This is a genomic window from Pseudomonas sp. LBUM1661, assembly GCF_059695925.1.
Genome location: NZ_CP166794.1, coordinates 3022578 through 3048573, shown reverse-complemented (window position 1 = coordinate 3048573; position 25996 = coordinate 3022578). Strand labels below are relative to the sequence as shown.

Sequence of the window (25996 nt, the reverse complement as noted above, 5' to 3'; positions counted from 1 at the left end):
GGTCGAAAAAAAGCCGCCTGAGGGCGGCGGCTGCCGATCAGCTAAGCCATAACGCAACCTGCAGCAGCTGGCGAAGCCTGCTGCTACAGGGTCGGTGTTGTTGCTAATCCGTCAGCTCCAGTCATTTACGTGTGATGGATTTCCCGATCCTTGGTTTCCGGCAGGAAGAAGGTACCCAGAATGGCCGTCATCACCGCGATGACGATCGGGTACCACAACCCATAATAAATATCCCCGGTGGCCGCGACCATGGCGAAGGCTACCGTCGGCAGGAAGCCGCCGAACCAGCCATTGCCGATGTGGTACGGCAGCGACATCGAGGTGTAGCGGATGCGCGCCGGGAACAGTTCCACCAGCCACGCGGCGATCGGGCCGTAAACCATCGTCACGTAGATCACCAGGATGGTCAGGAACAGCAGCACCATCGGGTAATTGGTCTTGGCCGGGTCGGCCTTCTCAGGGTAGCCGGCTTCCTTGAGCCCGGCGCCGAGGGTGGCGGCGAAGGCATCGTTGCGCGTCTTGAAGTCGGCGGCCGGCATGCCGGTGCCCTCGAAGCTCGGGATCACTTTGTCGCCGATGCGTACCTGCGCGACGGTGCCCGGTTCGGCCTTCACGTTTTTGTAGGGGATGGCTTTTTTCGCCAGCACGGTTTTCGCGAGGTCGCAGGAACTGGTGAATTTGGCCTTGCCCACCGGGTCGAACTGGAACGAGCACTGATCAGGATCGGCGATCACCGTGACCGGGTTCTTCTCCTGTGCGATGAACACGTCGGGGTTACCGTATTGGGTCAACGCATTGAAGATCGGGAAGTAGGTCACCGCCGCGAGGATGCAGCCGGCCATGATGATGCCCTTGCGGCCAATGCGGTCGGACAGGCTGCCGAAGATGACGAAGAACGGCGTGCCGATCAGCAGCGAGCCGGCGATCAACAGGTTGGCGGTCTGCGGGTCGATCTTCAGCGTTTGCAGCAGGAAAAACAGCGCATAGAACTGCCCGGTGTACCAGACCACGGCTTGACCGGCGGTACCGCCGAGCAAGGCCATGATCACTATTTTCAGGTTGTCCCAGCGGGCGAAGGATTCGGTCAGCGGCGCCTTCGAGGACTTGCCTTCGGCCTTCATTTTCAGGAACACCGGCGACTCGCTGAGTTGCAGGCGGATGTACACCGACACGATCAGCAGCAGGATCGACAGCAGGAACGGAATCCGCCAGCCCCAGTCCTCGAAGGCCTCGGTGCCGAGGGCCGTGCGGCAAGCGAGGATCACCAGCAGTGAGAGGAACAGGCCAAGGGTTGCGGTGGTCTGGATCCACGAGGTGAAGTAGCCGCGCTTGCCTTTCGGCGCATGCTCGGCCACGTAAGTCGCCGCGCCGCCGTACTCACCGCCCAGTGCCAGGCCTTGCAACAGGCGCAGGGTGATCAGGATGATCGGCGCCGCCACGCCGATGGTCGCGTAACCGGGCAGAAAGCCCACAATGGCCGTGGAAACACCCATGATCACAATGGTGATGAGGAAGGTGTGCTTGCGCCCGATCATGTCACCCAAGCGGCCGAATACAATGGCGCCGAAGGGCCGTACGGCGAAGCCCGCGGCGAACGCGAGCAGCGCGAAGATGAACGACGTTGTCTCGTTGACCCCGGCGAAGAAGTGCTTGGCGATGATCGCCGCGAGGGAGCCGTAAAGGTAGAAGTCGTACCACTCGAACACAGTGCCCAGGGACGAAGCGAAAATGACCTTGCGCTCCTCCTTGGTGATCCCGTGATGGGGCGTGCTGCCCGTGGTTGTGTTGTCGATTGTGGCCATGAGTCTTCTCCGTCGTGCGCTTGTTGTAGGCCGGAGTACCTCACTCGCTTTTGCCGCACCCAGGCCCTTGGGCTGATGTCACCGGATCGCGGATTGAGCGAAGAATGGGAACAGGCTGCCCGCCTCGCATCGCCGCAAGTCACCTAGAAGCATAATCACCTTCGCGCAGATATCCACTCACCCGCCCGCTAAACCCCGGACTGTCCCGTTGTCCGGGTTTTCTCACACCTTGCGTTCACCCGCAGCGGTCGCCTTGGACTGGTGCACAGGACTGTCGAACGCTATATAAAAGTGCAAGCAACCGTGCCCAACCGGACCTCTTTCTACCTGTAACCCCCGATACAGAAAGGTCAGAAGCTTTCTGGCCCGCTGTTTGCAGCCACCTGATACGCAGTCAACGCTGATTGCACTTATACGACAAAGGCGCCGTGTAACCCCCGTTCTTGACGGAGGGTCACATGGCGCCTTTTTTGTTTCTGGACCGGTCAGGTGCTGGCAGAGATTCGAGGGGCGAGGATGGCAAACCAAACCGTGCGTAGCGTATGTCCCTTTTGTGGTGTGGGCTGCGGCATCGTCATGCAGGTTGAAAACAACCGGGTGGTCAAGGTCACCGGGGATAAGACCCATCCGACCAACTTCGGTCGACTCTGCACCAAAGGCACGACCTGCGGGCAATCCGTCGCCGAGTCCGGCCGGATGGAAACCGCCTACCTGCGCCAGGAGCGCCATCGAGACCCGTCGCGTATCGCCATCGACCAGGCGATCAGTGAAACCGCCAGAAGACTGCGCGAGATCCTCGACGCTCACGGCCCTGACGCCCTGTCGTTCTACGTGTCCGGGCAGATGTCGCTGGAAGCCCAGTACCTCGTCAACAAGCTGGCCAAAGGTTTTGTCCGGACCCACAACATCGAGTCCAATTCGCGCCTGTGCATGGCCAGCGCGGGCAGCGGTTACAAGCTCTCGCTGGGTTCCGATGGGCCGCCCGGTTCTTATCAGGACTTCGATCACGCGGAGTTGTTCTTCGTGATCGGCGCGAACATGGCCGACTGTCACCCGATTCTGTTCCTGCGCATGATGGATCGGGTCAAGGCCGGGGCGAAGTTGATCGTGGTCGATCCACGGCGCAGCGCCACGGCGGACAAAGCCAACCTGTTTATGCCGATCAAACCCGGTACTGACCTGGCATTGCTCAATGGCTTGCTGCACCTGCTGGTGAAAAACGGCCACACCGACCCGGACTTCATCGCCTCCTTCACCGAAGGCTGGGAAGCCATGCCTGAGTTCCTTGAGGATTACGCACCGGAGAACGTCGCCGCCATCACCGGCATTCCCGAGACGGACATTCGCCAGGCCGCGGAATGGATCGGCCAAGCCGCCGAGTGGATGAGTTGCTGGACCATGGGCCTGAATCAAAGCACCCACGGCACCTGGAACACCAACGCCCTGTGCAACCTGCACTTGGCCACCGGTGCTATCTGCCGGCCGGGCAGCGGGCCGTTTTCCCTGACCGGGCAACCGAATGCCATGGGCGGACGCGAAATGGGTTACATGGGCCCGGGCCTGCCGGGGCAGCGCTCGGTGCTGATCGAGGCCGATCGGCTGTTCATCGAAGACCTGTGGGGCATCCCGCACGATAGCCTGCCTCGCGACGTCGGCGGTGGCACCGTGGCGATGTTCGAGCAGATGTGCGCCGGCCAGATAAAAGCCTGCTGGATCATCTGCACCAACCCGGTCGCCAGCGTCCCCAACCGTCAGAAAGTCATTGAAGGTTTGCAAACCGCCGAGCTGGTCATCACCCAGGACGCGTTCCTCGACACCGAGACCAACCGCTACGCCGACATCCTCCTGCCCGGTGCACTCTGGGCCGAGGCCGAAGGGGTGATGATCAACTCCGAGCGCAACCTGACGCTGATGCAAAAAGCCGTGGAGCCACCCGGCGAGACGCTGCCCGACTGGCAGATCATCGCCAGGGTCGCATGCGAAATGGGCTTTGAAGAGGCATTCACCTACGCCTCTTCTGCCGAGGTGTTTGAAGAGATCAAGCGCGCGTGGAACCCCAAGACCGGTTATGACATTCGCGGTGCAAGTTATGCGCGGCTGCGCGAAAAACCGCTGCAATGGCCCTGTGCGTCGGACGACGCCGAGGCTCGTAATCCGATTCGCTACCTGAACAATGGCGTGAGCCAGACGCTCAAAATCGACGCCGATGGCAGCCAACCGGCCATCGTGTTTGCCACCGAGCGCGGCAAGGGCATTTTCCTCGCCCGGCCGCACATGCCGCCAGCGGAAATGCCGGACAAGGCATTCCCCTTCGTCCTCAACACCGGCCGTTTGCAGCACCAATGGCACACCCTGACCAAGACCGGCAAGGTCGCGACTCTGAACAAGCTCAATCCGGGGCCGTTCGTTGAGATTCATCCGGAAGACGCCGCCAGTTTTGGCATTAAAGACAAGGATCATGTCGAGGTCCGCTCGCTGCGTGGCCGAGCCGTGTTGCCGGCGGTGGTGACCGACCGGGTACGCCAGGGCAATTGTTTTGCGCCCTTTCACTGGAACGATGTGTTTGGCGAAAACCTGGCGATCAATGCCGTCACTAACGATGCCGTGGACCCGATTTCGCAACAGCCCGAATTCAAATTCTGCGCGGTCGCGCTGCAACGGGTTGATTTGATCGAGCATGCCTTTCTCGACATGCCCGCATTCGCTGTCGTCGATCGCCCCTCTCCTTCGTCTTTTAAAGAGGAACTTTCCATGTCGTGCATCGAGGCATTCGCCGATCTCGCCGGCATCCACAATCTGCCGCCGCCGCAATTGAACGAGAACGAGCGCACCTACCTCGCCGGTTTTCTCAGCGGCCTGCAATCCACGGCGGGTCGCCAGGCCGGCGGCGTGCCTGCCCTGCCGCCGAACGCGCCCATGGCCGATGGCACCCGGCTATGGCTTGACGGTGTGTTGGGCGGGTTGTTCAGCCGGGTCGAATCAGGCACGCCACGACTCGACAGCAGCGCTGAATCGTCGCCCCTGCCGACGGCCCCCGCAGTGACATTGTTGTGGGCTTCGCAAACAGGGAATGCCGAAGCCTTGGCGGCGCGTTTTGCCTCGCGTTTGCGCGACAGCGGAATAACCGTGGAACTGAGCGCAATGGCCGACTTCCCCGCGAGCAAACTGGCCAGCACCCGCCATCTGGCCGTGATCAGCAGCACCTTTGGTGACGGCGACCCGCCGGACAATGGCGAAGGTTTCTGGAACACCTTGAGCACTGCCGAGACACGTCTGGAGTCGCTGCGCTTTGCGGTGCTGGCGCTGGGCGATCCCAACTACGACCAGTTCTGCCAGCACGGCAAAAAACTTGATCAGCGGCTACATGAATTGGGCGCCACCCGGCTGCTGGAACGCGTCGACTGCGACACCGAATTCGAGGCGCGTGCGGACACGTGGCTAGCCCAATTCCAGCAAATGCTGACTCCAGCGCCACCGGTAACGGTCGAACCCATCCCGAGCGTTGCCGCAAACCCCGTCGCGACACCGGGCAAGGCCAACCCTTTTGCCTCGCGGCTGCTGGTCAACCGTCACCTGAACAAGCAAAGCGCCAACAAAGAAACCCGCCAGTTTTCCTTGGCGCTGGCGGACTCCGGACTGAGTTACGAGGCTGGCGATGCCTTGGGCGTCTGGCCGCGCAACTGTCCGGAATTGGTCGGTGAGTTGCTTGATCTGACCGGGTTGGGTGCCGACACGACAGTAAACGTCGACAAGCTCGGTGAAGTCCCTCTGCACCAGGCACTGACCGAACACTTTGAAATCGCCCGGCCCAACAGCGACACCCTGGCGTTCATCGCCGAACGCAGCCGCAACCCGGCGTTGAAACACCTGCTGGGCAGCGAGCGCAAGGCCGAGTTGAAAGAGTGGCTGTGGGGCCGGCAACTGGCGGACGTGCTGCAGGCGTTTCCCGTCGACTGTTCGGCCAGTGAACTGCTGGGCACCCTCAAGCGCCTGCAACCGCGGCTGTATTCCATCGCCTCCAGCCCCAAGGCGCATCCTGAGGAAGTTCATCTCACCGTTGCCGCCGTGCGCTATGGCAAACGCAAGGGCGTGTCCTCCACCTTCCTCGCCGATCGCGTCGAAAACGCTGAAGTCCCGATCTTTGTCCAGCCATCCAAGCACTTCCGCGCGCCCGCCGATGGCAACCTGCCGATGATCATGATCGGCCCTGGCACGGGCGTGGCGCCGTTTCGGGCGTTCCTGCAAGAGCGACGGGCGCGGGGCGACAAGGGCCAGAACTGGCTGTTCTTCGGTGAACAGCACGCCGCGACCGACTTCTACTACCGCGAGGAACTGCAAGGCATGCAGCGCGACGGCCTGCTGACCCAACTCAGCCTGGCTTTTTCCCGCGATCAGCCAGAGAAGATTTACGTGCAGGACCGAATCCGCGAACAGGGTGCCGAACTGTGGCGCTGGCTACAGGAAGGCGCGCAGCTGTACATCTGTGGCGATGCCAGCCGCATGGCCAAGGATGTTGACCTGGCGCTGCGCCAGGTTGCGCAACGCCATGGTGGGATGAGTCCGGAACACGCCTCTGATTACTGGCGCCAGTTGAGCGAGCAGAAACGCTATTTGCGTGATGTCTACTGACGGCCTGAGGTCTGGTGGCGTGCACGTAGATCAACCCCTGACACGCCCCGATGTAGCAGCTGGCGAAGCCTGCGTTCGGCTGCGCAGCAGTCGTGAAGTCAGACTTCGCGGTGTATCAGGAAAATCGCATGCGCAGGGTTTACGACTGCTGCGCAGCCGAACGCTGCCTTCGGCAGCTGCTACAGGGATCGTGGTGGGTGCAGTCTGCCCCGAACAGCCAACCCGGTTACCAGGCATTTCCCCCGGACTTGGGGGCCCGGATCGAGAATTGACGCCTCAGGGCACCGATACCATTAGCCACGCCTCACAGCGTTCGCTGGCTATTGCCGATACCCTTCGCGATATCGACACCCCAATCCAGCGCCGCTTCCATGTCCAGCAAGTGCGGCTTGGGATCGTGATTCTCAGAGATGACCGAGCCGTCCGGCCAGTAAACACCGATGAACATTTTCAGCGAGCCGTCCCTCAATATCTCGGCCTTGACCTCAATCTTGCATCCGTTCGACAGCGTTTCCTTGTGGTCCAAATGGCGCTCAGTCATTGCTGCATTCCTCCCGTCGTAGACACCCGAGTGACGTAAACCCCTGGATGCAATGTTAGCTCAGTGAAGCCTTCCAGCCGCCTTCATTCACCGAGATGAACCCTGCCCTGACAGCGGCGTAATGCCACCTATACTACTAGCCACCTACCCCCCAAGGGGCCTGCACGCCCAACAATAAGAAGCAGAGGTGGAACATGGTCTGGCAGCAAATCTACGATCCGTTCAGTAACCCGGTGCTTTCCACCATCATGGCGGCAGTGCCGGTCGTGGTGATGCTGGCCTCTTTGGCGTTTTTCCACATCAAGGCGCACCTGGCGGCATTGCTCGCCCTGGCGTCCGCCCTGCTGATTGCCATCTTCGCCTTCGGCATGCCGGCGAACATGGCGGGCTCCGCAGCACTGTACGGCGCCGCTAACGGCTTGCTGCCGATTGGCTGGATCGTGCTCAACATCATCTTCCTGCACCGGCTGACCACTGAAAACGGTTCGTTCAAGGTCCTGCAGGATTCCCTGGCGCGCATCACCGACGATCGACGCCTGCAATTGCTGCTGATTGCGTTCTGCTTCGGTGCCTTCTTCGAAGGCGCGGCCGGTTTCGGCACGCCGGTGGCGGTGACCGGGGCGATTCTGATCGGGTTGGGCTTCTCGCCGCTGGCCGCGTCGGGGCTGGCGTTGATAGCCAACACCGCGCCCGTGGCGTTCGGCGCTTTGGGCACGCCGATCATTACGCTGGCCAAGGTGACCGGGCTGGATGAAATGGAGCTGTCGATGATGGTCGGTCGGCAATTGCCATTCTTCTCGGTGATCGTGCCGTTCTGGCTGATCTGGGCCTTCGCCGGCTGGCGCAAGATGCTGGAAATCTGGCCGGCGATCCTGGTCGCCGGGGTCAGCTTCGCGGTGCCGCAGTTCCTCGTGTCCAACTACCACGGCCCGATGCTGGTGGACGTGATCGCCGCGCTGATTTCAATGGCCTGCCTGACGGGATTCCTCAAAGTCTGGAAGCCGGCCACCGTACACACCTCCGCCGCCCTGTCCGGGCGAGTCGACAACTCCAAAATCGACGCCGAGCATGATGAAAAACCCGTCGCCAGTGCAGCCTTTGCCGCCGACGCGAAACCTGCAGTCATGCGTGCGTGGATGCCGTGGATCATCCTCACGGTGTTCGTCTTCGCCTGGGGCACCCAGGGCTTCAAAAACATGTTCGACACCCGCCCGGCAATCGATCCGGCCACCCAAGCGGCCAAGCTCGACCCTCAAGGCAAGCCGATGCGCGAAGCGAACCCGATCTTCGCCCCGGTCGTGACCTTCACCACGATTCACCAGCAGATCGAGAAAGTCCCGCCGGTGGTACCGACGCCAAAAACCGAGGAAGCCGTCTACAAGTTCACCTGGTTCACCAGCACCGGTAGCGGCATCCTGCTGTCGGCGATCCTGGGTGGGTTGCTGATGGGTTATTCCATTCCGCAACTGATCCACCAGTACCTGCGAACGCTGTGGGTGGTGCGCTATTCACTGATCACCATCACCGCGATGCTCGCCCTCGGTTTCCTCACCCGGTATTCGGGCCTGGACGCCACCATGGGCCTGGCCTTCGCCGCGACGGGGATTTTCTACCCCATGTTCGGCACTCTCCTCGGCTGGCTCGGCGTTGCCTTGACCGGCTCGGACACCGCCTCCAACGTGCTGTTCGGCGGCTTGCAGCGGGTCACCGCCGAGCAACTGGGGATCAGTCCGGTGCTGATGGCCGCCGCCAACAGTTCCGGCGGGGTAATGGGCAAGATGGTCGATGCCCAGTCAATCGTGGTGGCCTCCACCGCTACGCGCTGGTATGGGCATGAAGGAGAAATCCTGCGTTACGTGTTCTTCCACTCGATCATCCTGGCGATTCTGGTCGGTGGGCTGGTGACGTTGCAGGCGTATGTGGCGCCGTTCAGTCACATGGTGGTTGGCGGGCATTGATCGGCTGACACGCCCCATGTCCGGGTTCAGCACCCGGGCATGGTGGAATGCTGTTCACTGGCAACCTCTGAAAACCACGGGTCCTGTTTTCCAACTCAGGAGCGCAGCGCATGTCCAGAATCCTCTTCCTGATGTTCGCCGGCCTGGTCCTGTGCACCAGCCAGGTTGTGGCGGACGGCCTTAAAATCGGCGTGATCGGCGCCGGTAATGTCGGCGGTACGCTTGGCACGCTATGGGCAAAGGCCGGGCACTCGGTGATGTTTTCGTCACGCCACCCCGAGGAACTGACGGACCTGGTCAAGGCTACCGGCCCCAATGCTCAGGCGGGCTCGGTCAACGATGCCGCGGCCTGGGGCGATGTGATCGTGTTGAGTGTGCCCTACGGCGCAATGCCGGCGCTGTCCGAACAGCTTAAAGGCAAGCTGGACGGCAAAGTGCTGTTCAGCACCAGCAACCCCTTCAGCGGCCGTGACGGAGACGTCGGGCGCAAGGCAGTGGAGCTGGGAGTCGCCTTGGCAGACCAGCAATATCTGCCCGGCGTGCACCTGGTGCGGGCGTTCAACGCCATAGGCTACGCCTCAATGAAAAGCGAATCGGGCAAAGGCAAGGCGATTCCTACTTTCGCCGACGACGCCCAAGCCCGGGACCTCGGTGCCCGGCTGGTGCGCGACGCCGGGTTTGTACCGGTGCTTCTGCCGCTGGCACGAGCCAATGAAGGTTTGCCGGGCGGTCCGCTCAGCGGCGTGATGAGCGAGGCCGAGCTCAAGAAAAAGTCGGGGCTTTAGCGAGTGCTTTCATTCGTTCCTCGTTCCCGGGGGGCGACGAGGAACGCAGCACGTCACCGACGCACAGCAATAGTCTGATGGTCTTGCGCCGGCTTCGCCGTACCTCGATGCCAGGCGTCCCGCTGTCGCCCCTTCATGAGCGCGTTGATCGGCTTACTTTTTGATCGGTGTGACGAGCACCGTTTCGTCGGTGTCGAGGACGAACACCGCCAGCAGGCGTGCCGGTTGGGTGTCGCTGGCGTTGGCGCTGACCAAGTGCACGGAACCCGGTTCCTCCACGAAGTTTTCGCCGACGTTGTAGATCTTTTCCGGCTCGCCTTTGACTTTGATGCGAAACGAGCCTTCCAGAACCGTTGCATAGATAAAGGCGGTTTTTGGATGGGGGTGGGATGGCGATGCGGCGCCCGGCCCATACTCGACGAGCACGCCCCGCATGCTCTTGCCTGGGATGTTGGGAATGGGACGGTCGAATACGACCGTCACCTTGCCGGCGGGTGGTTCGGCGGCCGATGCGGCGCTGATCGAGAGCGCTGCAAAGACCGCGGCCAGCAGGATTCGAGTGACCATGGGATTGCTCCTTGATGTGTAGGGAGTTGAGGGTGTGAACCTTTAACGGGCCATCGACTCAGCGAGCCAGTCTTCGAAGTGGATCGCGCCCACGCGCGAGTTCTTGCCGGCGGTCAGCGATTGATCGTCAAGCACGGCGCCGAAGTAGCGCGCGTTCACGTCCGGCACGACCTTGCGGTTGTCCTGGGTGATCCGCAGAAAGCGCTTGGCCAGTTCGTCGAGCGGAAGGGCTTCCGGGCCGCCGACTTCAACCGTGCCATTGACCGGTGCTGCCAGCACGACATCGGCCAGCGCCGCCACCACGTCGTCGGACGCTATCGGCTGGATCAGCGCCGGCGACACACGAAACTCTTCGCCGACGGCGAATGACTGGACGATGCCGTCGACAAACTCGAAAAACTGCGTGGCACGCAGGAGCGTGTAGGGAATGCCGGAGGCCTTGATCAGGTTTTCCTGCGCGATCTTGGCCCGGAAACGACTCGAAGCATCGGGATTCAGTCCCGCGAGCGTCGGGCGTAAAGGTCCATTTTTTACGCCAACTTCCAGCCTGGTGCCTCGGCGTGGCTATAACGGTACAACACGTGGGATTACGCCTGGGGCGGCAGCTGCCAACGTCTACATCCCCTAACGATTAAGCGAGCTCATGTGGTGAAGTGGGCATCACCAAACAGGCATTCTCTTGCTGCAAACGTTGGTACTGAATGGCTGCCTCTGGCCCTGTTCTGCCTCTCGCCAAGGGCAGCAATCGGCCAATAACTGCCAGTGACTGGAGCGATGGAAAATGAGCACCTATGCTTGGTCTGCTGGAAGAACTGATCAAGCAGACTGCGCTGTTCCGACAATGGTGCGCAACATTCGTAAACGGTCATCCGAGCGATTCAATGTCAGTACCACTCAGTGATGACGAGGGCGCAAGGAAAGTGATTGGCCGCGCCGGAAAAATGTCAAAGCGCCATTAGTTCCTAAGTTTGGGTAGTCAATGCATTTGGCATCCACCAGGGAGAACTTTATGACGAATATTTTGAAACCATTGACCGTGCTGACGGCCTTGGCGGCGCTATCGCTACCTGCAATGAACGCGGCTCAGGCGGCCACCGAAATTCCCCCGGGAATCACTACACCCGATCGCATTGAAACCCGTATCGGCACACTGGAGTTCAAGGACGGCGCACCGAGCGTAAAAACCACACAGGACGTCTATGACACCCTGGCTTTCACTCGCGGTATAGATGCGTTCATGAACAGTTTTTCAGGCGCATCGGCCTACGCGATTCGCGAGGGTTTCCACAGCATTGGGGCAGACGACAATACGGTGATCATCTTCTCCGAGTTGATGGACTCCCAATCGCTGTTTCTCACCGCCAACGCCGACACCATCTATACGCTCTCGGTTCTCGACCTGACAAAGGGCCCGCTGGTGGTTGAAGTGCCACCGAAGTCGCTCGGTACGCTCAATGACATGTGGTTCGGCTGGATCATCGACCTTGGTACGCCCGGGCCTGACCGGGGCGAAGGTGGCAAGTATCTGATCGTACCGCCGGACTACGACGGGCCTCTCCCGGACAGTGGCTTCTTCGTAGGCCGAGCGAAAACCAACCACGTGCTCTACGCCGTTCGCGCCTTTATGGAAAATAACGATCCGAAACCTTCAGTCGACCTCATCAAAGACAAGCTGAAGATTTATCCCTATACCCCGGGTGGCTACGGCACCAGCATTGCCACGGCGCTCGCAGGCCAAATCAGGCTGCAGCCCAATCCGCCGATACCGCCGACGAAATTCGTGGACGGCAGCGGCAAGTCTTTCAACACCATTCCTCCTAACGACTTCACCTATTTCGAAACGCTCGACAAACTTGTGCAACTGGAACCCGCCACCTCGTTCAACCCTGAACTCCTGGGTCAACTGGCGGCCATTGGCATCGTGAAGGGCAAGCCATTTGCTCCGGACGAGCGGATGAAGAAGATCCTCACCGACGCGGCCGCCGTGGGCAATGCAGCGGGGCGATCACTGAACTTCCGTGCTGCCGAGTATCCCGGCTGGGCCTACTACCCTAACTCGATGTGGGCCAGCATGTTGTGGCAGGGAGGCTTCGATTTTGAGACACCACCGCCCATGATCACCAAAGAAGGCTTGTTCAAGGCATTGCCACCGACCGGTGCACGGACCCTCGATTCGCGCACGGCCTTCTATTACGGTTACACCATGGACTCACCAGGAATGATCATGCGCCTGCCCAACGTGGGCTCGCAGTACCTCATGGGGTTCTCGGATGCGCAAAAGAATCCCTTTGATGGCGGCAAGACCTACAAAGTGACCCTGCCCCCAAATATTCCAGCGGCCAAATTCTGGTCATTCACCGTATACGACAACCAGACGCGGTCCATGCTCCAGACTCCGCAACGCTACCCGCGAGCGGGTAGCCAAACCTACCCTTCACCGGCCTCAGTCGAGAATGCGGACGGGTCCACAACCATCTATTTCGGTCCTACGAAGCCAGCCGACGCCAAGGAGGGGAACTGGATTCAGACCACGCCTGACAAGGGCTGGTTTACGATCCTGCGCCTCTACAGCCCACTTGAATCGTTTTTCACGAAAACGTGGCGACCGAGCGAGCTCGAACTGGTTCGGTGAGACAGAGTCGCGGTCAGAACAACCGCTCGGGCGAGGCTGACCGTAATGTTGGCTCCTGCCGAATAGGAGGGAACATGTTGCGAATACAACTACCGTTAACTCTCCTATCGGCCGCTATTGTCGCTATGCAGAGCAGTTGGGTACAGGCCGAGGATTCAGCAGAATTGGCAAAGAAGGCACTCAACCCGGTTGCCGCAATGTACAGCCTTCCGGTGCAATACAACTGGGATCAGAAGATGGGGCCGAGCGGTGATGGCATGCACAGCGTCACTAACATCCAGCCCGTATTGCCCTTTAGTTTGAACGACGACTGGAACTTGATTTCGCGAACCATCCTGCCAGTGATCGACCAGCACGGCCTAGCGCCAAATGGCGCGGCGGATAAATCCGGCATCGGCGACGTGACCCAAAGTTTTTTCTTCTCTCCCACAAAACCCACCGGTAATGGTTGGATCCTCGGTGTCGGCCCAGCGCTGTTGATTCCTACCGGCAGCGATAAACTGCTCAGCAGTAAGCAATGGGGTCTAGGCCCGACAGCGGTCGCGCTAAAACAGTCAAACGGCTGGACTCGGGGTATTCTCGCTAACCATATCTGGGGGTTGGAGGACAGCCCTCCGGAAGACAAAGAAAAGGTTAACCAGACCTTCCTGCAACCTTTCATCTCGTACACAACCGCTACCTTCACCACTTATGGGGTGAACACCGAGTCGACCTATAACTGGCAATCCCGGGAGTGGGCAGTACCAGTCAACCTGACGGTCACCCAGTTGTTGAAAGTCGGCGGTCAACCTCTAACGTTGCAAGCTGGTCCACGGTACTGGCTCGACAGTCCGGAGGATGGTGCGCAAGGCTGGGGCTTTCGCGTGGCTGTGACGTTACTGTTTCCACGCTGACGGGTAGATAAGTCCGGCGAAAGACAGGCAATTCGACTGACTTCTGCTTCATACGATGGCCACATTGGGTCGAATAGCGACGGTCTAGCATCGACCGTCACTAGGGGGGTTAGACCTCTGTCTGCTCCGCCATTTCCAGGGCATCATCGACTTCGATTCCCAGGTATCTGACGGTGCTTTCAAGCTACGTATGACCTAGCAGGAGTTGGACAGCTCTTAGGTTCTTCGTCCTGCGATAGATCAGCGAGGCCTTGGTTCGCCGGAGCGTGTGAGTGCCGTACATGCTTGGATCAAGGCCAATGGCGGTCACCTATGCTTTTACTATTCGAGCATATTGCCTGGTGGAGAGATGATCTGAGCTGTGCAGCCGGGTCGGAAACAAAAAATCCTCGCTGCGGAGGTAGGCCTGTCGCATCCAAGCCTCCAGAACCGTTCGGGTTTGCTCAGTGATTTCAAATTGCACTGGGTGCTGGGTTTTCTGCTGCATCATGATGGCCCGTAAGGACCCATGTTCCCCATGGGCTATGTCTCGGACTAGCAGCTTAGTTAAGTCACAGGCACGCAGCTTGCTATCGATGGCCAAGTTGAACAGCGCCAGATCCCGTGTCTTCTCCGCGAGCTGGAGTCTGACCCGAATGGCCCAGATATCTCTGACTCGAAGCGGGGCTTTCTGCCCGACAAGCTTTCCCTTGTTCCAAGGCTGATGTCTGTTTTTAGCAATAATGTTCATGGCTCGTCCTCCACGTTGAGGGAGGACAAGGGTGGATCAATCACAATGAGTGGAGGTCGCTAACCGGCCAGTAGCAGCCCTTCATTTCATACATTCAAGAAACTTCAAGCCAAACCCTGTACCTGCTCCCATAACGGAGCACTGTTATTATTTTCTCCTAGATGGTGATATTTAAAAGGAGGCCGAACGAGGGGCGCGTTTCGTCAGCACATGACTTATCTGTCTATAATAAAGGAACACACGCTCAATAATCTAATCATTCCCGGACGAGTGGTTACGGAGTACGTCTCACGAGAAACTCTGAATCATTCGTCAATATCATCCTCTATCTTTGATTCTCGGAGAAATTTAGGGAGTAATTTTGAGCTACCTGGATTGGGTTCAATGGCCTGCGATGCTGGTAACCGTGGTTGCAGCGTGGCTTATCGGGTCCCAACGACCCGCAAGACGGATGACAGGGTTCGTATGCTTCAGTTTGAGCAATATACTGTGGGTGATTTGGGGGGGGTACGTAGAGGCCTATGCCCTCATCGTTTTGCAGATTTGCCTTTTCCTAATGAACCTTCGCGGGTTCAAGAAGAACCTCGATGTAAACTAGGTTTATCCTTCAAAATCAGGCGCCAGAGGTACTAAACCGTACCTCTGGCGCCAGGCATCAGGAAGCTCGATAGCCGTTAAGATTCTTCTTGGCCACGGGCGTTTATGCCCAGAAGTACGCACTCAAGCAGAATCAATGTATAGGCGTTCGCATGACGCCCCCAGGTTAACCTCAAAGCATTGCTCACGGTGGATCCCCAGAAAGCGATCACCCGCCTACGTAGCTGTTGAGAACCAATGATCCAGGCTGAAATCACTATCACGATCTTCGCGTGCCATTGCCAAGACCAATGTATTCCAAGCCCAATTCTCCCGGTGCCCCCGTTCATTCAAGGAGGAACGTCAGCACTAGCTCGGCAGTAAAGTGGTTGATCACAATGCCGCACCTACAGACGTCAGATAGCATAAGGCTTGATCCGGCGGGTCGCATGACCGCATTAATTTCGCTCAATAACGCAGACACGAACTCATGAATTAAAGGCTATGAGAGTTCGGTAGCGATGACTCATTGAAATGTGAACTCCAAGCTGAATACGCGTCCGAATGTCGCGTTACAGCCGCACTCCACCTTTCACCGGAAAGCTCACGAGCTGAGACCAACATCATCATTTTGTTAACAGCTGCATCTAGGTCTAAAAGCAACTCATGAGATTTAAATCTAAAGTCGTCCGCTGCGTTCATGTCGGATCCAGTACTCCGCGGGTCTGACTCGAAGTTGAGTTGCAGTGCCCACCAAGAATCTTGATTGCGGTTTTTAATGGATAAGCCATAGCGATGGACGGCCGTCGTATTGTCTGGCGGGATCTGGCCCGTGCCCCTGGACTCAGATAGATCAGTGTCCAGGCCTTTTTTATCTGCTTGAATGGATCACCAACGGAAACGTGACAACGAACTCGCTACCCTTGCCATCACCCTCGCTCATGCCGGTAACCTCGCCACCGTGCGCCTCAACCAGCTCGCGGACTACCGTCAATCCGATGCCCAAGCCTGAACCATTGAAGCCGACGGCATGCACGTCTTGCACATAGGGGTCGAAAATAAACGGGAGCGCTTTAGCGGAAATACCGATTCCATTGTCGGAAATCTTTATCTTCAAAACGTCGGACGCTACTGTTAAGGACAGTTCGATTCTACCGTGAGTCGGTGTGTATTTAGCCGCATTCGCTAGAAGGTTTTGGAGAATCTGCGCGAGGCGCCCCGGGTCACCATTGACCATCAAGATGCCATCGGGAAGGTGGGCGTCGAATCGCTGCTCTTGTGCGCTCATTAAGGGGCGACACGTATCAATGGCCTCACGTAGAACTTGAATCATGTCGATATCACGGAGATTGAGTCGCAACTTCCCGGTGCTGGCACGGGAGACGTCCAGCAAATCGTCGACCAGCTGTGACATATGTTGCACTTGGCCCTCGATCAACTGCCGCATTCGAGGCAATTCGTCACTAGGCATCCGAACCATGCGTTCTGCAATCATGCTGATAGGTGTTAATGGATTACGTAGTTCATGGGCCACTGTCGCCAGTATGCTTTTTTGCTGACTCAGTGCGCGCTCGGCTACAGCTTGAAGGTCTTGAGCGCTGAGCGCAGCTATGACCAATTGCGCATTAGCCTCACGCAGTTCCTGATACATCCGCTGTTCTTCCAAACGAGGGGCGACTACTTCTTCTGACTGCACGAGGAGTTTAGCCGGTACCAACTGCTGATTGGCCTCAATCACTTGCTCGGTCTGCTGGCTGTCCCCCAACGGGTTGCTGGCGTCGCTCAACTCTTTTTGCAAGGCTGCCAGCACGGCGCGCGCTTCAACGGTTTTCTGGCCAAGCAGGAAGAGTTCGTGAGCGGCATTAGCGATCTCACGCTCTTTCTTGCCGTCGACATTACTCATGAGTCGGGCTCAAGCATTTTTATCTCCTGGGTGTGATACACCTGAAATCCGCTTTTTGGGGCGGCCTCCGAGTAGACCTTCTTGGTCATGAAGCATTTCGCCAATCTGCAGGCCGTTTTCGTCGATGCGATACAGGCGCAGCTCATCGGAGTGAGCGCTAGCCCGCAACTTGACCACGGCCATGATGCGCAGCAAACGACTCTGCACTTCAATGTAGCGTTGAACGATGATGGCGTCGGTAAGGAACGCTGTGCCGTAAGGGCTAAAACGCAGGTCGGTGTAGCGGTCTTCCAGTTCCGAAGTCATCAGCACAGTTACCCCGGCACGGGTCAGCGCGGTGACCATACGCGATAGCGATTCACGGAAGTCTTCGCGGAAGGTCGGCGCCAGCGCCAGTTCGAAGCCCGACAACGAATCGATCACCACCCGGGTGGCTTTCAGTCGGCTGATCTCGCTGAGCAGCAACTGCACGATTTCGTCGATGGACAAGTCTGGTGCGCGACTGTCCACCAAGCCGACCTGACCGTTTTGGATCAATTGAATGAGGGCGGCATTTTGAAAATGATTGGGTCGTTGTTCGAACACCGCGATGACGCCGGTTTCGCCGTTGCGTGCGCCTTCCGCCAGGAACGTCGCCGCCAGGATGCTTTTGCCCGACCCCGACGGCCCAGCCACCAGCAAGGAATAACCCCGAGGTAGGCCTCCACCGAGCATTTCGTCGAGCTGCGGGACACCCATTTTTAGGCGTCTGATCGGGAATTCCAGAGGCACTTCCGTCAGATTTGACGCAGCAGGCGAGAAGACCTTTATCCCCGAGGGGCCGATGCGGAAGGTGTGCAGTCCCGGTAATGTTGGCTGTCCGCGCATTTTCATGATTTCTATCTTGCGCACCATCGAGTTGCGCTGAACGCTCTGGCGCAGCCAGATCAGGCCATCGGCCACGGTGAAAATCGGGTTGGTGTCGGTTTCGTTGAAGTATTCGCCAATCAGGAAGGTCGTCGCCTGCCAGGTGGTCATCAACATGCCCAGTTGCTGAACGAACTGCGGCAGGTTGTTGTTGGGGTTGTCCTGAGTCTGGCTGGCCAGCACCACCGAACGGAAAGAGTCGACGAACACCAGCGCCGGGGAGTAAGCCTCCACCTCGCTGACGATGCGCCGCAGCACTTCGTCCAGATTCCCGGCCAGGGTGTCGTCGGTCAGGTTGATATAGCGGATCGACTGGTTGATCACTTCGCTGTCGAAAAAGTCGAATTGCTGCTGATAACGCAACATCTTCAGCGGCGGCTCGCCTAGCACGGTAAAGAACAGCGCCGGGCGCTCGGGCGTGGCCAGGGCAAACATCATCTGGTGCGCCAGGGTAGTTTTGCCGCAACCCGGCGGGCCGGCGATCAGGTTGAACGAAAACTCCGGCAGTCCTCCGCCCAGCACCTCGTCTAGCCCTGGCACACCGGTGGCCAGGCGGTTGATAGTCACTTTGGTGCTCATGGCGAGTTTTCCTGCGAAGGGGTGTCACTCAAAGAAGGTTCCCACATGCCACGAAGCAAACGTTCGGTGAGCGAGGGGCCGATGAGCGTGGTCAGCAGCTCGTAGAAAGTGGTCAGCAACACTTCACCGAAAAACAACGCATCGGCGTCGCTTTGCTCAACGATTAAGGACTTGAGGGCAATCAGATCCATGCCCGACTGCTCTTTGTCGTAGGTGCGGGCCAGACGCGAATGAATGGAGACGCACAGATGGAGGCTGCGGCGAAAAAGCGCGGCAAGCCCTTGTTTGCCGATGATGGGCGTGAGGGCTAAATCCATATCCCGCAAGGTTGAAATGATCGCCTGGGCGATCCTTGCAATGTCAGCGTTGGGGCCAACACGGTGCGCCAGAGAAGCTACGATCTGGCGGCTCTCTTCGCTTAGCGTGGACATGGCTCACTGATTTTTGATGGGCACCTATCGATGGTACACCCTATAACCTGTGATCGAGTTTTCATTTGGCGCAGAGCTGATGATGTCCGAATATCTCTCTCAAGCACCTAGTTTGGTGATTTGGATACAAACCGACCAAATTCCAAGCAATATCCAGAACGTCGCAAAGATCCAAGGTATGCGCATTGAAAACAGCAACGCCTTTCGGTACCCCTTCTGCGTGGACTCTCGCTTACAAAATAAAGGCGACTCGTCATACGCCAACCCCATTAACGGCTCGCTATGTAATAGCTCGCTCTGCTTGAAATGCCAATGGCCGATAATGTCGTATGCCGCACGGATACCGGGCCAAGCGTTCAACGAACTTAGCACTCCAAGCAAGGTAAGAAACGGGGGTACTACCAGCGTGAACAACTTGCCCCATTCGGGGTTGAGATTGCCCATAGAGGAGGCAAATGCAATGACCAAAAAAGACTGAGATGCCAAAAAGGCGTTAGTTCGATTAGCCAATATGCTGGTTTCGTACTGAATCTCTCTTCGGTAAAAATCCAAGCGCTCCTTTGGCGACCCGAACATCCTGGCATTGTGCTCGTTTAGTGCGGTGTCACTTATCTGGGAAGTCAAAATTCTCGGCACGGTGAGTTCATCCTTATCAAACATATGAAGCCGGCTTACCACCCATCCCAACCTGCGAATTGAACTGGACTTATCCCACGTTAGCATTGGTACTCACTAACATCAGTGTTAGCCAGACGTTTATCCGCATTCCTCCGCAACGCCAACAAAAATGGCCTCTCAGCCGTTTTGTACTCAAACTAATTTCACTTGGAAAGCCAGGACACTACGATGTCGGAGCCATATTTCGCTTTCCACTCTTTCAATGTATTTTGGTTACCGCCTTTGGTTTCGATAACCTCGCTGGCAAGCGGATTTTTGTAGACTTTTACCCGCGAGGCTTGCTCAACATGTCGCAGATGAAAATTGTCGCCACTTCGTACTCATGGTGTATTTCTAACTCTTTTGCTAAAAACTTCTTGCCTACTCATAGGACTCTCTTGCATCAGACAAAAAAGCATTGATCGAGATTGTCTATCTCAGCTAGTGAGCCGGTACTTTTCAGAATCTGCAATTTAAATCCTAGTGTTAGGCGTATTCATAAAAGCATCCCAGCTGTCATAGGCGTCGTGCTGCCTCTTGCTGGCAAAATCCCAGTCGGGGCCTGAAACGCATTTGGATGTCACCAGCGTCATCATTTCCATCGTAGCGGCGTCGAGCTCTATCAGGAGCTCTTGTGATTTCATCCTAAAATCTTCGATCGATGCCATTAGCTTTGCCTCGGCGCGGAGGTCACCGCCATTGAGAAACAACTGTTCCTCGAGCGGTGGAGTACGAACACGCCAAATAATTCATACCGTCCGATCGCTGGATCGTTTAGCCCCGAAACTTCTCCGTCAAAGTCAGCCTCTATAGCGGGGCGGAAGAGTCGTGCATGAAAGAAGGGAGCGGCCCGATCTTTGTCCCCGCGTTTGAAAGCGACGCGGATCAGTCGATGTCACCGACAATGTGCAGAGCGCGCTGGACGCCATCACAGAAACGAAAAGTTCATCAAGCTAACGCTCGCGGTATTGATGTGGCCGGCGTTAGGGCTTTCGGCCATAAGCGGTCGGTCGTGACCGTCTGCTTATGGCCGATTTCTGCCTGTCGCGACCGGCTGAAAACGGCCAAAGCTGCCAGTTGTATCCGGTAGCAACCGGCCAAAAGCAGGCATTAGACGCGTGTACGAACCCAGCGGCTATTCACTGCTCTAAATCCCGTTGTCTGCCGAAGACGTTCACGGCGCCAACGCCCTATTGCATCGGTCTCGCTGATCCCGCCTCGCACCACCCCGAAAGCATGGGAGGTCAGGGTACGGGGGTCGCCGGTGTTGATTCCGTACGTCGCACTATCCGTCCATCGACGTCCAGGCCTTCCCAACGGCTGCCCTGGCTACAGGTAAACTCGAGGCGTAAAAAAGCCCGCGTTGAGCGGGCATCGGAAATCATCCGAACTAATTCAGGCACCTGATTCAGGGTCACTCGCAGGCATACCGCGAGCTTCCTTATCGTTTTCGTCCTGATCGTCCATCTGTGGGTCGGCGTCAGGGTTATCGACTCGACCGCTCTGTCCAGCTTCTGGATGCTCACTCGACACCGAGTTATTTGCATCCACGTCAGTCATGTCTTCGTCGACAGGAGCCTCGTCGTCTGGAGGCAGCGGAACTTCGGGCTCGTCCCTCTTGGGGTCATGGCCGGTTTCGTTGTCCGTCGTGCGCGTTTCGGGCTGCTGTGATTTGTTGCCAGGTGCGTTCTCGTCAATGTCCATGCTGAACCTCCGTACTGATGCGCGGGATGTCCGTGCTTGAACATGAGAAACGGCAAAGCGTTACAAGTGCAGCGCAGTGGACGGACGGAGAAGAAAAACCCGGCTCACTGGCCGGGCTTTCTCTCCTATCTCCTATCGTCAGAAAGCGGTGTCTGTTCATCCGCCTCTGGGGTAGTCCTCTCACCAGGATCCTTCCAGTCTTCTGGACGATCATCGCTTGGATTTTTCAACGGATCGTATTTGTTCGGATCGTCTGGATCTAGCGTCGGCTCATCTGAACCTGGCTCAGGCTTGGATGGAACAGAACCTTGTGTTTGGTTTTGAAAACTCGAATCGGTAGACATACCCACCTCACCAATGAGGTCCAGCTTTTCTGGGCCGTAATAGTTTGAATTTGGCAGGTGGAAAGTGTGCGACTGAGCAGATGAGCGGGCAGTAAAAAGCCCAGCGGGCGGCTGGGCTTTTGGAGTTGCACGGACTTGCCCCCCATCTGCATCACAACTGACCAGTCATTTGCAGCCGACTTGACCAGCGCACGTGGGAATGACGACCGGTAGAGAACGGCCAATAGCGGACGTTTAGAGTAGTGAAAATAAATCCGTCCCCTTTCTCCCCGGAAAAACCCGGGCGCAGAGGAAGTCGACGAATACCCGCACCTTGGGAGAAGGGTGTTTACTGGAAGGCCAGAGTAAATGAAACTCGCCATTGCGCTCTGTGTGCTCTGGCAAAACGGTCCACAGCTGCCCCTCAGTGAGCGCCTGCCTCACGGAGAACTCCGGCAGATAGGCGATGCCCAGTCCCCGCAAGGCAAAGCATAAACGGGTTTCGATGGTGTTGCAGATCATCGAAATGGGCAAGGATAACTCGGGCTCCTCAGCAGTACGACGCAAGGCCCAGGTTTCCAGCTTGCCGCTATTGGGGAAACGGTAGTGCAAGCAGCTGTGCTGCAGCAGATCGGTTGGTACCTTTGGCGTACCACGCGCTGCCAGGTAGTCCGGCGAGGCGACCAGCAACGAACGGAATGAACCGAGCTTACGCGCCGATAAACGCGAATCCGTAGGCGCGCCGGTTCTGACCACGACGTCGAAACCTTCCTCGATCACATCGACCAGGCGGTCGCTGAAGTCTAGGTCCAATTCAATGGCCGGGTACTCACGCATAAAGTCGCCGAGCACCGGATGTACCAGCGAACTGACCAAGGGCAGGCTGACCCTCAAGCGTCCACGTGGAGCGACGCTGGCTTGCGACAGTTCCAGTTGAGCCGCCTCGATTTCTGCCAGAATCCGACGGCTGCGCTCCAGAAACAGCATGCCTTCGGCAGTCGGCGTGACGCTGCGCGTGCTGCGGTGAAACAGGCGAACACCGAGCTTCTCTTCCAGCCGCGCCACGCTCTTGCCGATGGCCGACGCCGACACCCCCAGCATTCGGCCGGCCGCAACGAAACTGCGATTTTCAGCGACCTGCACAAACACCACAAAGCCATTCAAGCTGTCCATGCTGCCCTCCATTGCGGATGTTCTGCTCCGTATAAAATGGAACTCTACCCCAGTTTTTCTTTAATCCTAGACTTTCTATCGTGGCGGGGTTCTCCACTCTCAGAAGGAACTGCGCATGACCCTCCCCGAATTCGCTTTATCCACGGGCACGATTTCACGTCAATTGTCCGCGCGCATTGAAGCAACGGTCCAGCAAGCGCTGGAGCAGCAGCGACTGGTTGGCGCGGTAGTATTGGTGGCCCGCGATGGCGAGTTGGTCCATCGCCAGGCGGCCGGCTGGGCCGACCGCGAGAAGCGGTTGCCGATGAGCGTAGAGGCGGTGTTTCGCTTGGCATCGGTCAGCAAACCTATTGTCTCGACGGCGGCCCTGGTGTTGGTAGCGCAAGGCCGTCTCGGTCTGGATGACAGCGTTGAGCAGTGGTTGCCCGAGTTTCGGCCACAGTTGGCTGATGGACGTGCTGCCCGCATCACGGTGCGGCATTTGCTTAGTCACACGGCGGGGCTTGGCTATCGCTTTTTCGAAGCCGATGGGCATGGCCCCTATGCACAGGCCGGTGTCTCGGATGGTATGGATGCGTCCACCGTCAGCCTCACCGAGAACCTGAGCCGCATCGCCAGCGTGCCGCTGCTGTACGAGCCCGGCACGGCCTGGGGCTATTCGGTGGCAACCGATGTACTAGGGGCGGTGATTCAGCGGGTGCAGGGCGAGCAACTGGCTGATGCGGTGCGCCAGCTCGTGACTGATCCGCTGCGCATGACCGATACTGGCTTTGCCGCGCTGGATCCATCGCGCGTGCCTACCGCCTACGTCAGTGCGACTCCCGAGCCCCATGCGCTGGCCGAAGGCGAAATCGTTTCGCCGTTCGAGGGGGCGATCGGCATCCCGTTCAGCCCCGCCCGCATCTTCAACCCGCAGGCGTTTGCGTCGGGTGGTGCCGGCATGGCCGGAACAGCCGAGGACTTCCTGCGCCTCCTTGAAACATTGCGTCGCGGCGGCGGTGAGCTGCTGTCCACGGCACTCGTCGAGGAGATGGCACTCGATCAAACGGGCGGCCGGGAATTGCCCGCTGCACCGGGGTTCGGCTTTGGTCTGGGGTTCTCGATACTGCGCGATCCGGTCTTGGCGGTCACCCCCGAGTCGCCAGGCACCTGGCGTTGGGGTGGCGCCTATGGCCATTCGTGGTGTGTGGATCGACAGCAGAAGCTGAGTGTCGTCGCCTTCACCAACACGTTGTACGAGGGCATGTCGGGACGGTTCGTAACCGACCTGCGGGACGCGGTATACGGCGTCGCGGAGCTAGGCCAATGAACTCGGAAGTGCAGGATCGCATGCCTTATGCACCCTTGTTGGCGCTGGCAATGGCCGCCTTCATCACCATCCTTACCGAAGCACTGCCGGCGGGTCTGCTGCCGCAGATGGCACAGGGGCTGGCCGTCTCCGAGGCGTGGGTCGGGCAAACCGTCACCGCCTACGCCATTGGATCGCTAATGGCCGCCATGCCGTTAACGGCGGCCACACAAGGATTTCGTCGCCGTCCCTTGCTACTCGCTGCCATCGCCGGCTTTGCCATTGCCAACACGGTCACAACGTTTTCGACCAGCTTCACGTTGACGATCGCGGCGCGCTTTCTGGCCGGCGTTGCGGCGGGGCTATTGTGGGCGTTATTGGCCGGCTATGCCGCGCGCCTGGTGCCCGAACACCGCAAAGGCCGCGCCATCGCGATTGCGATGGTGGGCACACCCCTGGCGCTCTCGTTGGGCATCCCGGCCGGAACCTTTCTGGGCAACGTCCTGGGATGGCGCATGTGCTTCGGCATCATGAGCCTGCTGGCCGTGCTGCTGATGGCATGGGTGCGCTTCAACGTGCCGGACTTCGCCGGAAAGGCTGAACAAAAACGTCTGTCGCTGCGCTATGTATTCACACTGTGGGGCATTCGCCCCGTGCTCTTCGTGGTACTGGCGTTCGTCCTTGCGCACAACATTCTCTACACCTACATCGCCCCGTTTCTGCAAGTGGCCGGCCTGGGGGCGCAGACGGATGTAGTACTGCTAGTCTTCGGAATCACATCGCTGCTGGGAATCTGGATTGTTGGGCTGTTAATCGACCAGTACCTGCGCGCGCTGACCCTGGCGAGTACCGCATTGTTTGGCATTTCAGCGATGGTGCTGGGTATAGCAGCCACCGAACCCGTTGCCGTTTTCGTAGCGATTGGCGCGTGGGGATTAGCCTTTGGCGGAGCCGCAACGTTGTTTCAAACGGCATTGGTCCGAACTGCTGGCGACGCGTCAGATGTCGCACAATCCATGCTCGTGACTGCTTGGAACATCGCAATTGCTGGCGGGGGCATTGTGGGAGGTCTGCTACTCGACCGACTCGGCGTAGAAGCATTCCCTCCTGCACTACTGGTGCTGTTGGTGGCCACGCTGATGGTGACGTGGTCGGCCAAGTTGCGCGGGTTTCCCGTGGTGCAGGGGGTGAAATCCGATGCAATTTGAATGTGCTGATGTGGTAGCAGGCAGCGGCGAACCTCGTTAACAGCGCATCCCAAAGCTTTTGGACGGAAGTGGACCGGCATGACAGCTATCGCCAACCTTTGCCGCGTGGTTCGAACAGGTCTGCATAGCCCCTTGAGTAGTGTCTGTACGAGATCTGCAATCCATACCCAGTGTCCGCTTCTGGCCGAAAAGTGCCTGTCGCAAAAGGCCGCAACCGACCCAGAGTGTGTAAAAACGCTTCACCAAAATTGAAGTATGCGCATCTACGTTAAATCTGAAATTTATCGGCACGTCAGCAGGTGTGGATTTCGCGTAGTAACGCGATTTCCAGTCCGATTTTGAGTACCTGTCGCGCTCAAAAACGTTTTTACACAGCCTGGACCCAAAGCAGTCATTCAGGGCAAGTGAATATTGATGTACTTTCTTCAGCTCTTTCAAGCGCACATTCGCCCTTTGCACAGCGGCAATTTTTTCAGACCGCTTCATGCGTTTCCATTTTCCGATGTCTTCCTTGCTTCGCCCGCAGCTCACACACGGATCCCCACCAAGTGCATTGGGATGGCGCGCTGGCGGGAGAGTCCTTTCGCGCTTTTGCTGACGAACGCCAACAGCAACCTGAAGTATTTCAAATTGCCACTGAACAGTGTGATTGAACTGGTTTCTCAGGTAGAGATGTAAGGGGCGAACAAGGCCGCCTCTGCGGCCTTTTCA

Annotated in this window: 19 protein-coding genes and 5 pseudogenes; 9 read left to right on the top strand and 15 right to left on the bottom strand. The window is 58.1% G+C overall.

The features are described from left to right. Positions 1 to 125 precede the first annotated feature (125 nt). Positions 126 to 1802, bottom strand: coding sequence for an MFS transporter (locus ACA057_RS13965; RefSeq protein WP_497349225.1), 1677 nt, complete (start codon positions 1800 to 1802; stop codon positions 126 to 128). A 516-nt stretch (positions 1803 to 2318) separates the two neighbouring features. On the opposite strand from ACA057_RS13965, the gene ACA057_RS13960 reads away from it, so the two are divergent. Beyond that, positions 2319 to 6431 carry a bifunctional nitrate reductase/sulfite reductase flavoprotein subunit alpha gene (locus tag ACA057_RS13960; protein ID WP_497349223.1) on the top strand — a complete coding sequence of 1371 codons (4113 nt, stop codon included), beginning with the start codon at positions 2319 to 2321 and terminating at the stop codon, positions 6429 to 6431. A 304-nt stretch (positions 6432 to 6735) separates the two neighbouring features. Here the strand turns inward: ACA057_RS13960 and ACA057_RS13955 are convergent, their stop codons facing one another. Beyond that, a complete protein-coding gene (locus ACA057_RS13955) occupies positions 6736 to 6972 on the bottom strand; it encodes a hypothetical protein (protein ID WP_497349221.1) in 237 nt (78 codons plus the stop codon). 194 nt (positions 6973 to 7166) lie between these two features. On the opposite strand from ACA057_RS13955, the gene ACA057_RS13950 reads away from it, so the two are divergent. Then, a complete protein-coding gene (locus tag ACA057_RS13950) occupies positions 7167 to 8930 on the top strand; it encodes an L-lactate permease (protein ID WP_497349219.1) in 1764 nt (587 codons plus the stop codon). Between the two features lie 110 nt (positions 8931 to 9040). Then, positions 9041 to 9715, top strand: a complete 675-nt coding sequence (locus ACA057_RS13945) for an NADPH-dependent F420 reductase (RefSeq protein WP_497349217.1) — start codon at positions 9041 to 9043, stop codon at positions 9713 to 9715. A gap of 153 nt (positions 9716 to 9868) precedes the next feature. Here ACA057_RS13945 and ACA057_RS13940 read toward each other — a convergent pair whose 3' ends face one another. Next, positions 9869 to 10282, bottom strand: a complete 414-nt coding sequence (locus tag ACA057_RS13940) for a cupin domain-containing protein (RefSeq protein ID WP_497349215.1) — start codon at positions 10280 to 10282, stop codon at positions 9869 to 9871. A gap of 42 nt (positions 10283 to 10324) precedes the next feature. Beyond that, positions 10325 to 10756, bottom strand: a pseudogene (locus ACA057_RS13935) (SDR family oxidoreductase); the annotation flags it as partial. 535 nt (positions 10757 to 11291) lie between these two features. Between ACA057_RS13935 and ACA057_RS13930 the strand changes: the two are divergent. After that, positions 11292 to 12914, top strand: a complete 1623-nt coding sequence (locus ACA057_RS13930) for a DUF1254 domain-containing protein (RefSeq protein ID WP_497349213.1) — start codon at positions 11292 to 11294, stop codon at positions 12912 to 12914. Between the two features lie 125 nt (positions 12915 to 13039). After that, on the top strand, positions 13040 to 13807 hold the full coding sequence (locus ACA057_RS13925) for a transporter (protein WP_497349896.1): 768 nt from the start codon (positions 13040 to 13042) through the stop codon (positions 13805 to 13807). Positions 13808 to 13916: 109 nt separating this feature from the next. Here ACA057_RS13925 and ACA057_RS13920 read toward each other — a convergent pair. Beyond that, a pseudogene (locus tag ACA057_RS13920) lies at positions 13917 to 14537 on the bottom strand (tyrosine-type recombinase/integrase). Between the two features lie 394 nt (positions 14538 to 14931). On the opposite strand from ACA057_RS13920, the gene ACA057_RS13915 reads away from it, so the two are divergent. Further along, a complete protein-coding gene (locus ACA057_RS13915) occupies positions 14932 to 15135 on the top strand; it encodes a hypothetical protein (RefSeq protein ID WP_497349894.1) in 204 nt (67 codons plus the stop codon). An 849-nt stretch (positions 15136 to 15984) separates the two neighbouring features. Here ACA057_RS13915 and ACA057_RS13910 read toward each other — a convergent pair. The 9 genes and pseudogenes from ACA057_RS13910 to ACA057_RS13870 form a co-directional block, all read right to left on the bottom strand. Further along, on the bottom strand, positions 15985 to 17016 hold the full coding sequence (locus tag ACA057_RS13910) for a sensor histidine kinase (protein WP_497349211.1): 1032 nt from the start codon (positions 17014 to 17016) through the stop codon (positions 15985 to 15987). Positions 17017 to 17025: 9 nt separating this feature from the next. After that, positions 17026 to 18501 (bottom strand): ATPase domain-containing protein, encoded by a 1476-nt coding sequence (locus tag ACA057_RS13905; protein WP_497349209.1) that lies wholly within the window; start codon positions 18499 to 18501, stop codon positions 17026 to 17028. Continuing rightward, positions 18498 to 18932, bottom strand: a complete 435-nt coding sequence (locus tag ACA057_RS13900; protein WP_497349207.1) for a hypothetical protein — start codon at positions 18930 to 18932, stop codon at positions 18498 to 18500. Before ACA057_RS13900 ends, ACA057_RS13905 begins: the two co-directional genes overlap by 4 nt. A 99-nt stretch (positions 18933 to 19031) precedes the next feature. After that, positions 19032 to 19568 carry a hypothetical protein gene (locus ACA057_RS13895; RefSeq protein WP_497349892.1) on the bottom strand — a complete coding sequence of 179 codons (537 nt, stop codon included), beginning with the start codon at positions 19566 to 19568 and terminating at the stop codon, positions 19032 to 19034. A gap of 185 nt (positions 19569 to 19753) precedes the next feature. Next, positions 19754 to 19891: pseudogene (locus tag ACA057_RS13890) on the bottom strand (transcriptional regulator); the annotation flags it as partial. 171 nt (positions 19892 to 20062) lie between these two features. Beyond that, complete coding sequence (locus ACA057_RS13885) at positions 20063 to 20257, bottom strand: hypothetical protein (protein WP_497349205.1); 195 nt, start codon at positions 20255 to 20257, stop codon at positions 20063 to 20065. Positions 20258 to 20984: 727 nt separating this feature from the next. Continuing rightward, positions 20985 to 21293 carry a hypothetical protein gene (locus ACA057_RS13880; RefSeq protein ID WP_123366410.1) on the bottom strand — a complete coding sequence of 103 codons (309 nt, stop codon included), beginning with the start codon at positions 21291 to 21293 and terminating at the stop codon, positions 20985 to 20987. Positions 21294 to 21418: 125 nt separating this feature from the next. After that, the gene (locus tag ACA057_RS13875; RefSeq protein ID WP_109636033.1) at positions 21419 to 21637 is read right to left on the bottom strand and encodes a hypothetical protein; all 219 of its coding nucleotides are present in this window, start codon (positions 21635 to 21637) and stop codon (positions 21419 to 21421) included. Positions 21638 to 21871: 234 nt separating this feature from the next. Further along, the gene (locus tag ACA057_RS13870) at positions 21872 to 22789 is read right to left on the bottom strand and encodes a LysR family transcriptional regulator (RefSeq protein WP_458377305.1); all 918 of its coding nucleotides are present in this window, start codon (positions 22787 to 22789) and stop codon (positions 21872 to 21874) included. Positions 22790 to 22904: 115 nt separating this feature from the next. On the opposite strand from ACA057_RS13870, the gene ACA057_RS13865 reads away from it, so the two are divergent. Next, positions 22905 to 24098 carry a serine hydrolase domain-containing protein gene (locus tag ACA057_RS13865; protein WP_497349202.1) on the top strand — a complete coding sequence of 398 codons (1194 nt, stop codon included), beginning with the start codon at positions 22905 to 22907 and terminating at the stop codon, positions 24096 to 24098. Continuing rightward, positions 24095 to 25285: an MFS transporter gene (locus ACA057_RS13860; protein WP_150633846.1), complete on the top strand. Its 1191-nt coding sequence runs from the start codon at positions 24095 to 24097 to the stop codon at positions 25283 to 25285. Before ACA057_RS13865 ends, ACA057_RS13860 begins: the two co-directional genes overlap by 4 nt. Positions 25286 to 25705: 420 nt before the next feature. Here the strand turns inward: ACA057_RS13860 and ACA057_RS13855 are convergent. Then, positions 25706 to 25834 (bottom strand): annotated as a pseudogene (locus tag ACA057_RS13855) (DUF1289 domain-containing protein); the annotation flags it as partial. Between ACA057_RS13855 and ACA057_RS13850 the strand changes: the two are divergent. After that, positions 25817 to 25963, top strand: a pseudogene (locus tag ACA057_RS13850) (KUP/HAK/KT family potassium transporter); the annotation flags it as partial. The pseudogenes ACA057_RS13855 and ACA057_RS13850 overlap by 18 nt on opposite strands. Positions 25964 to 25996 lie beyond the last annotated feature (33 nt).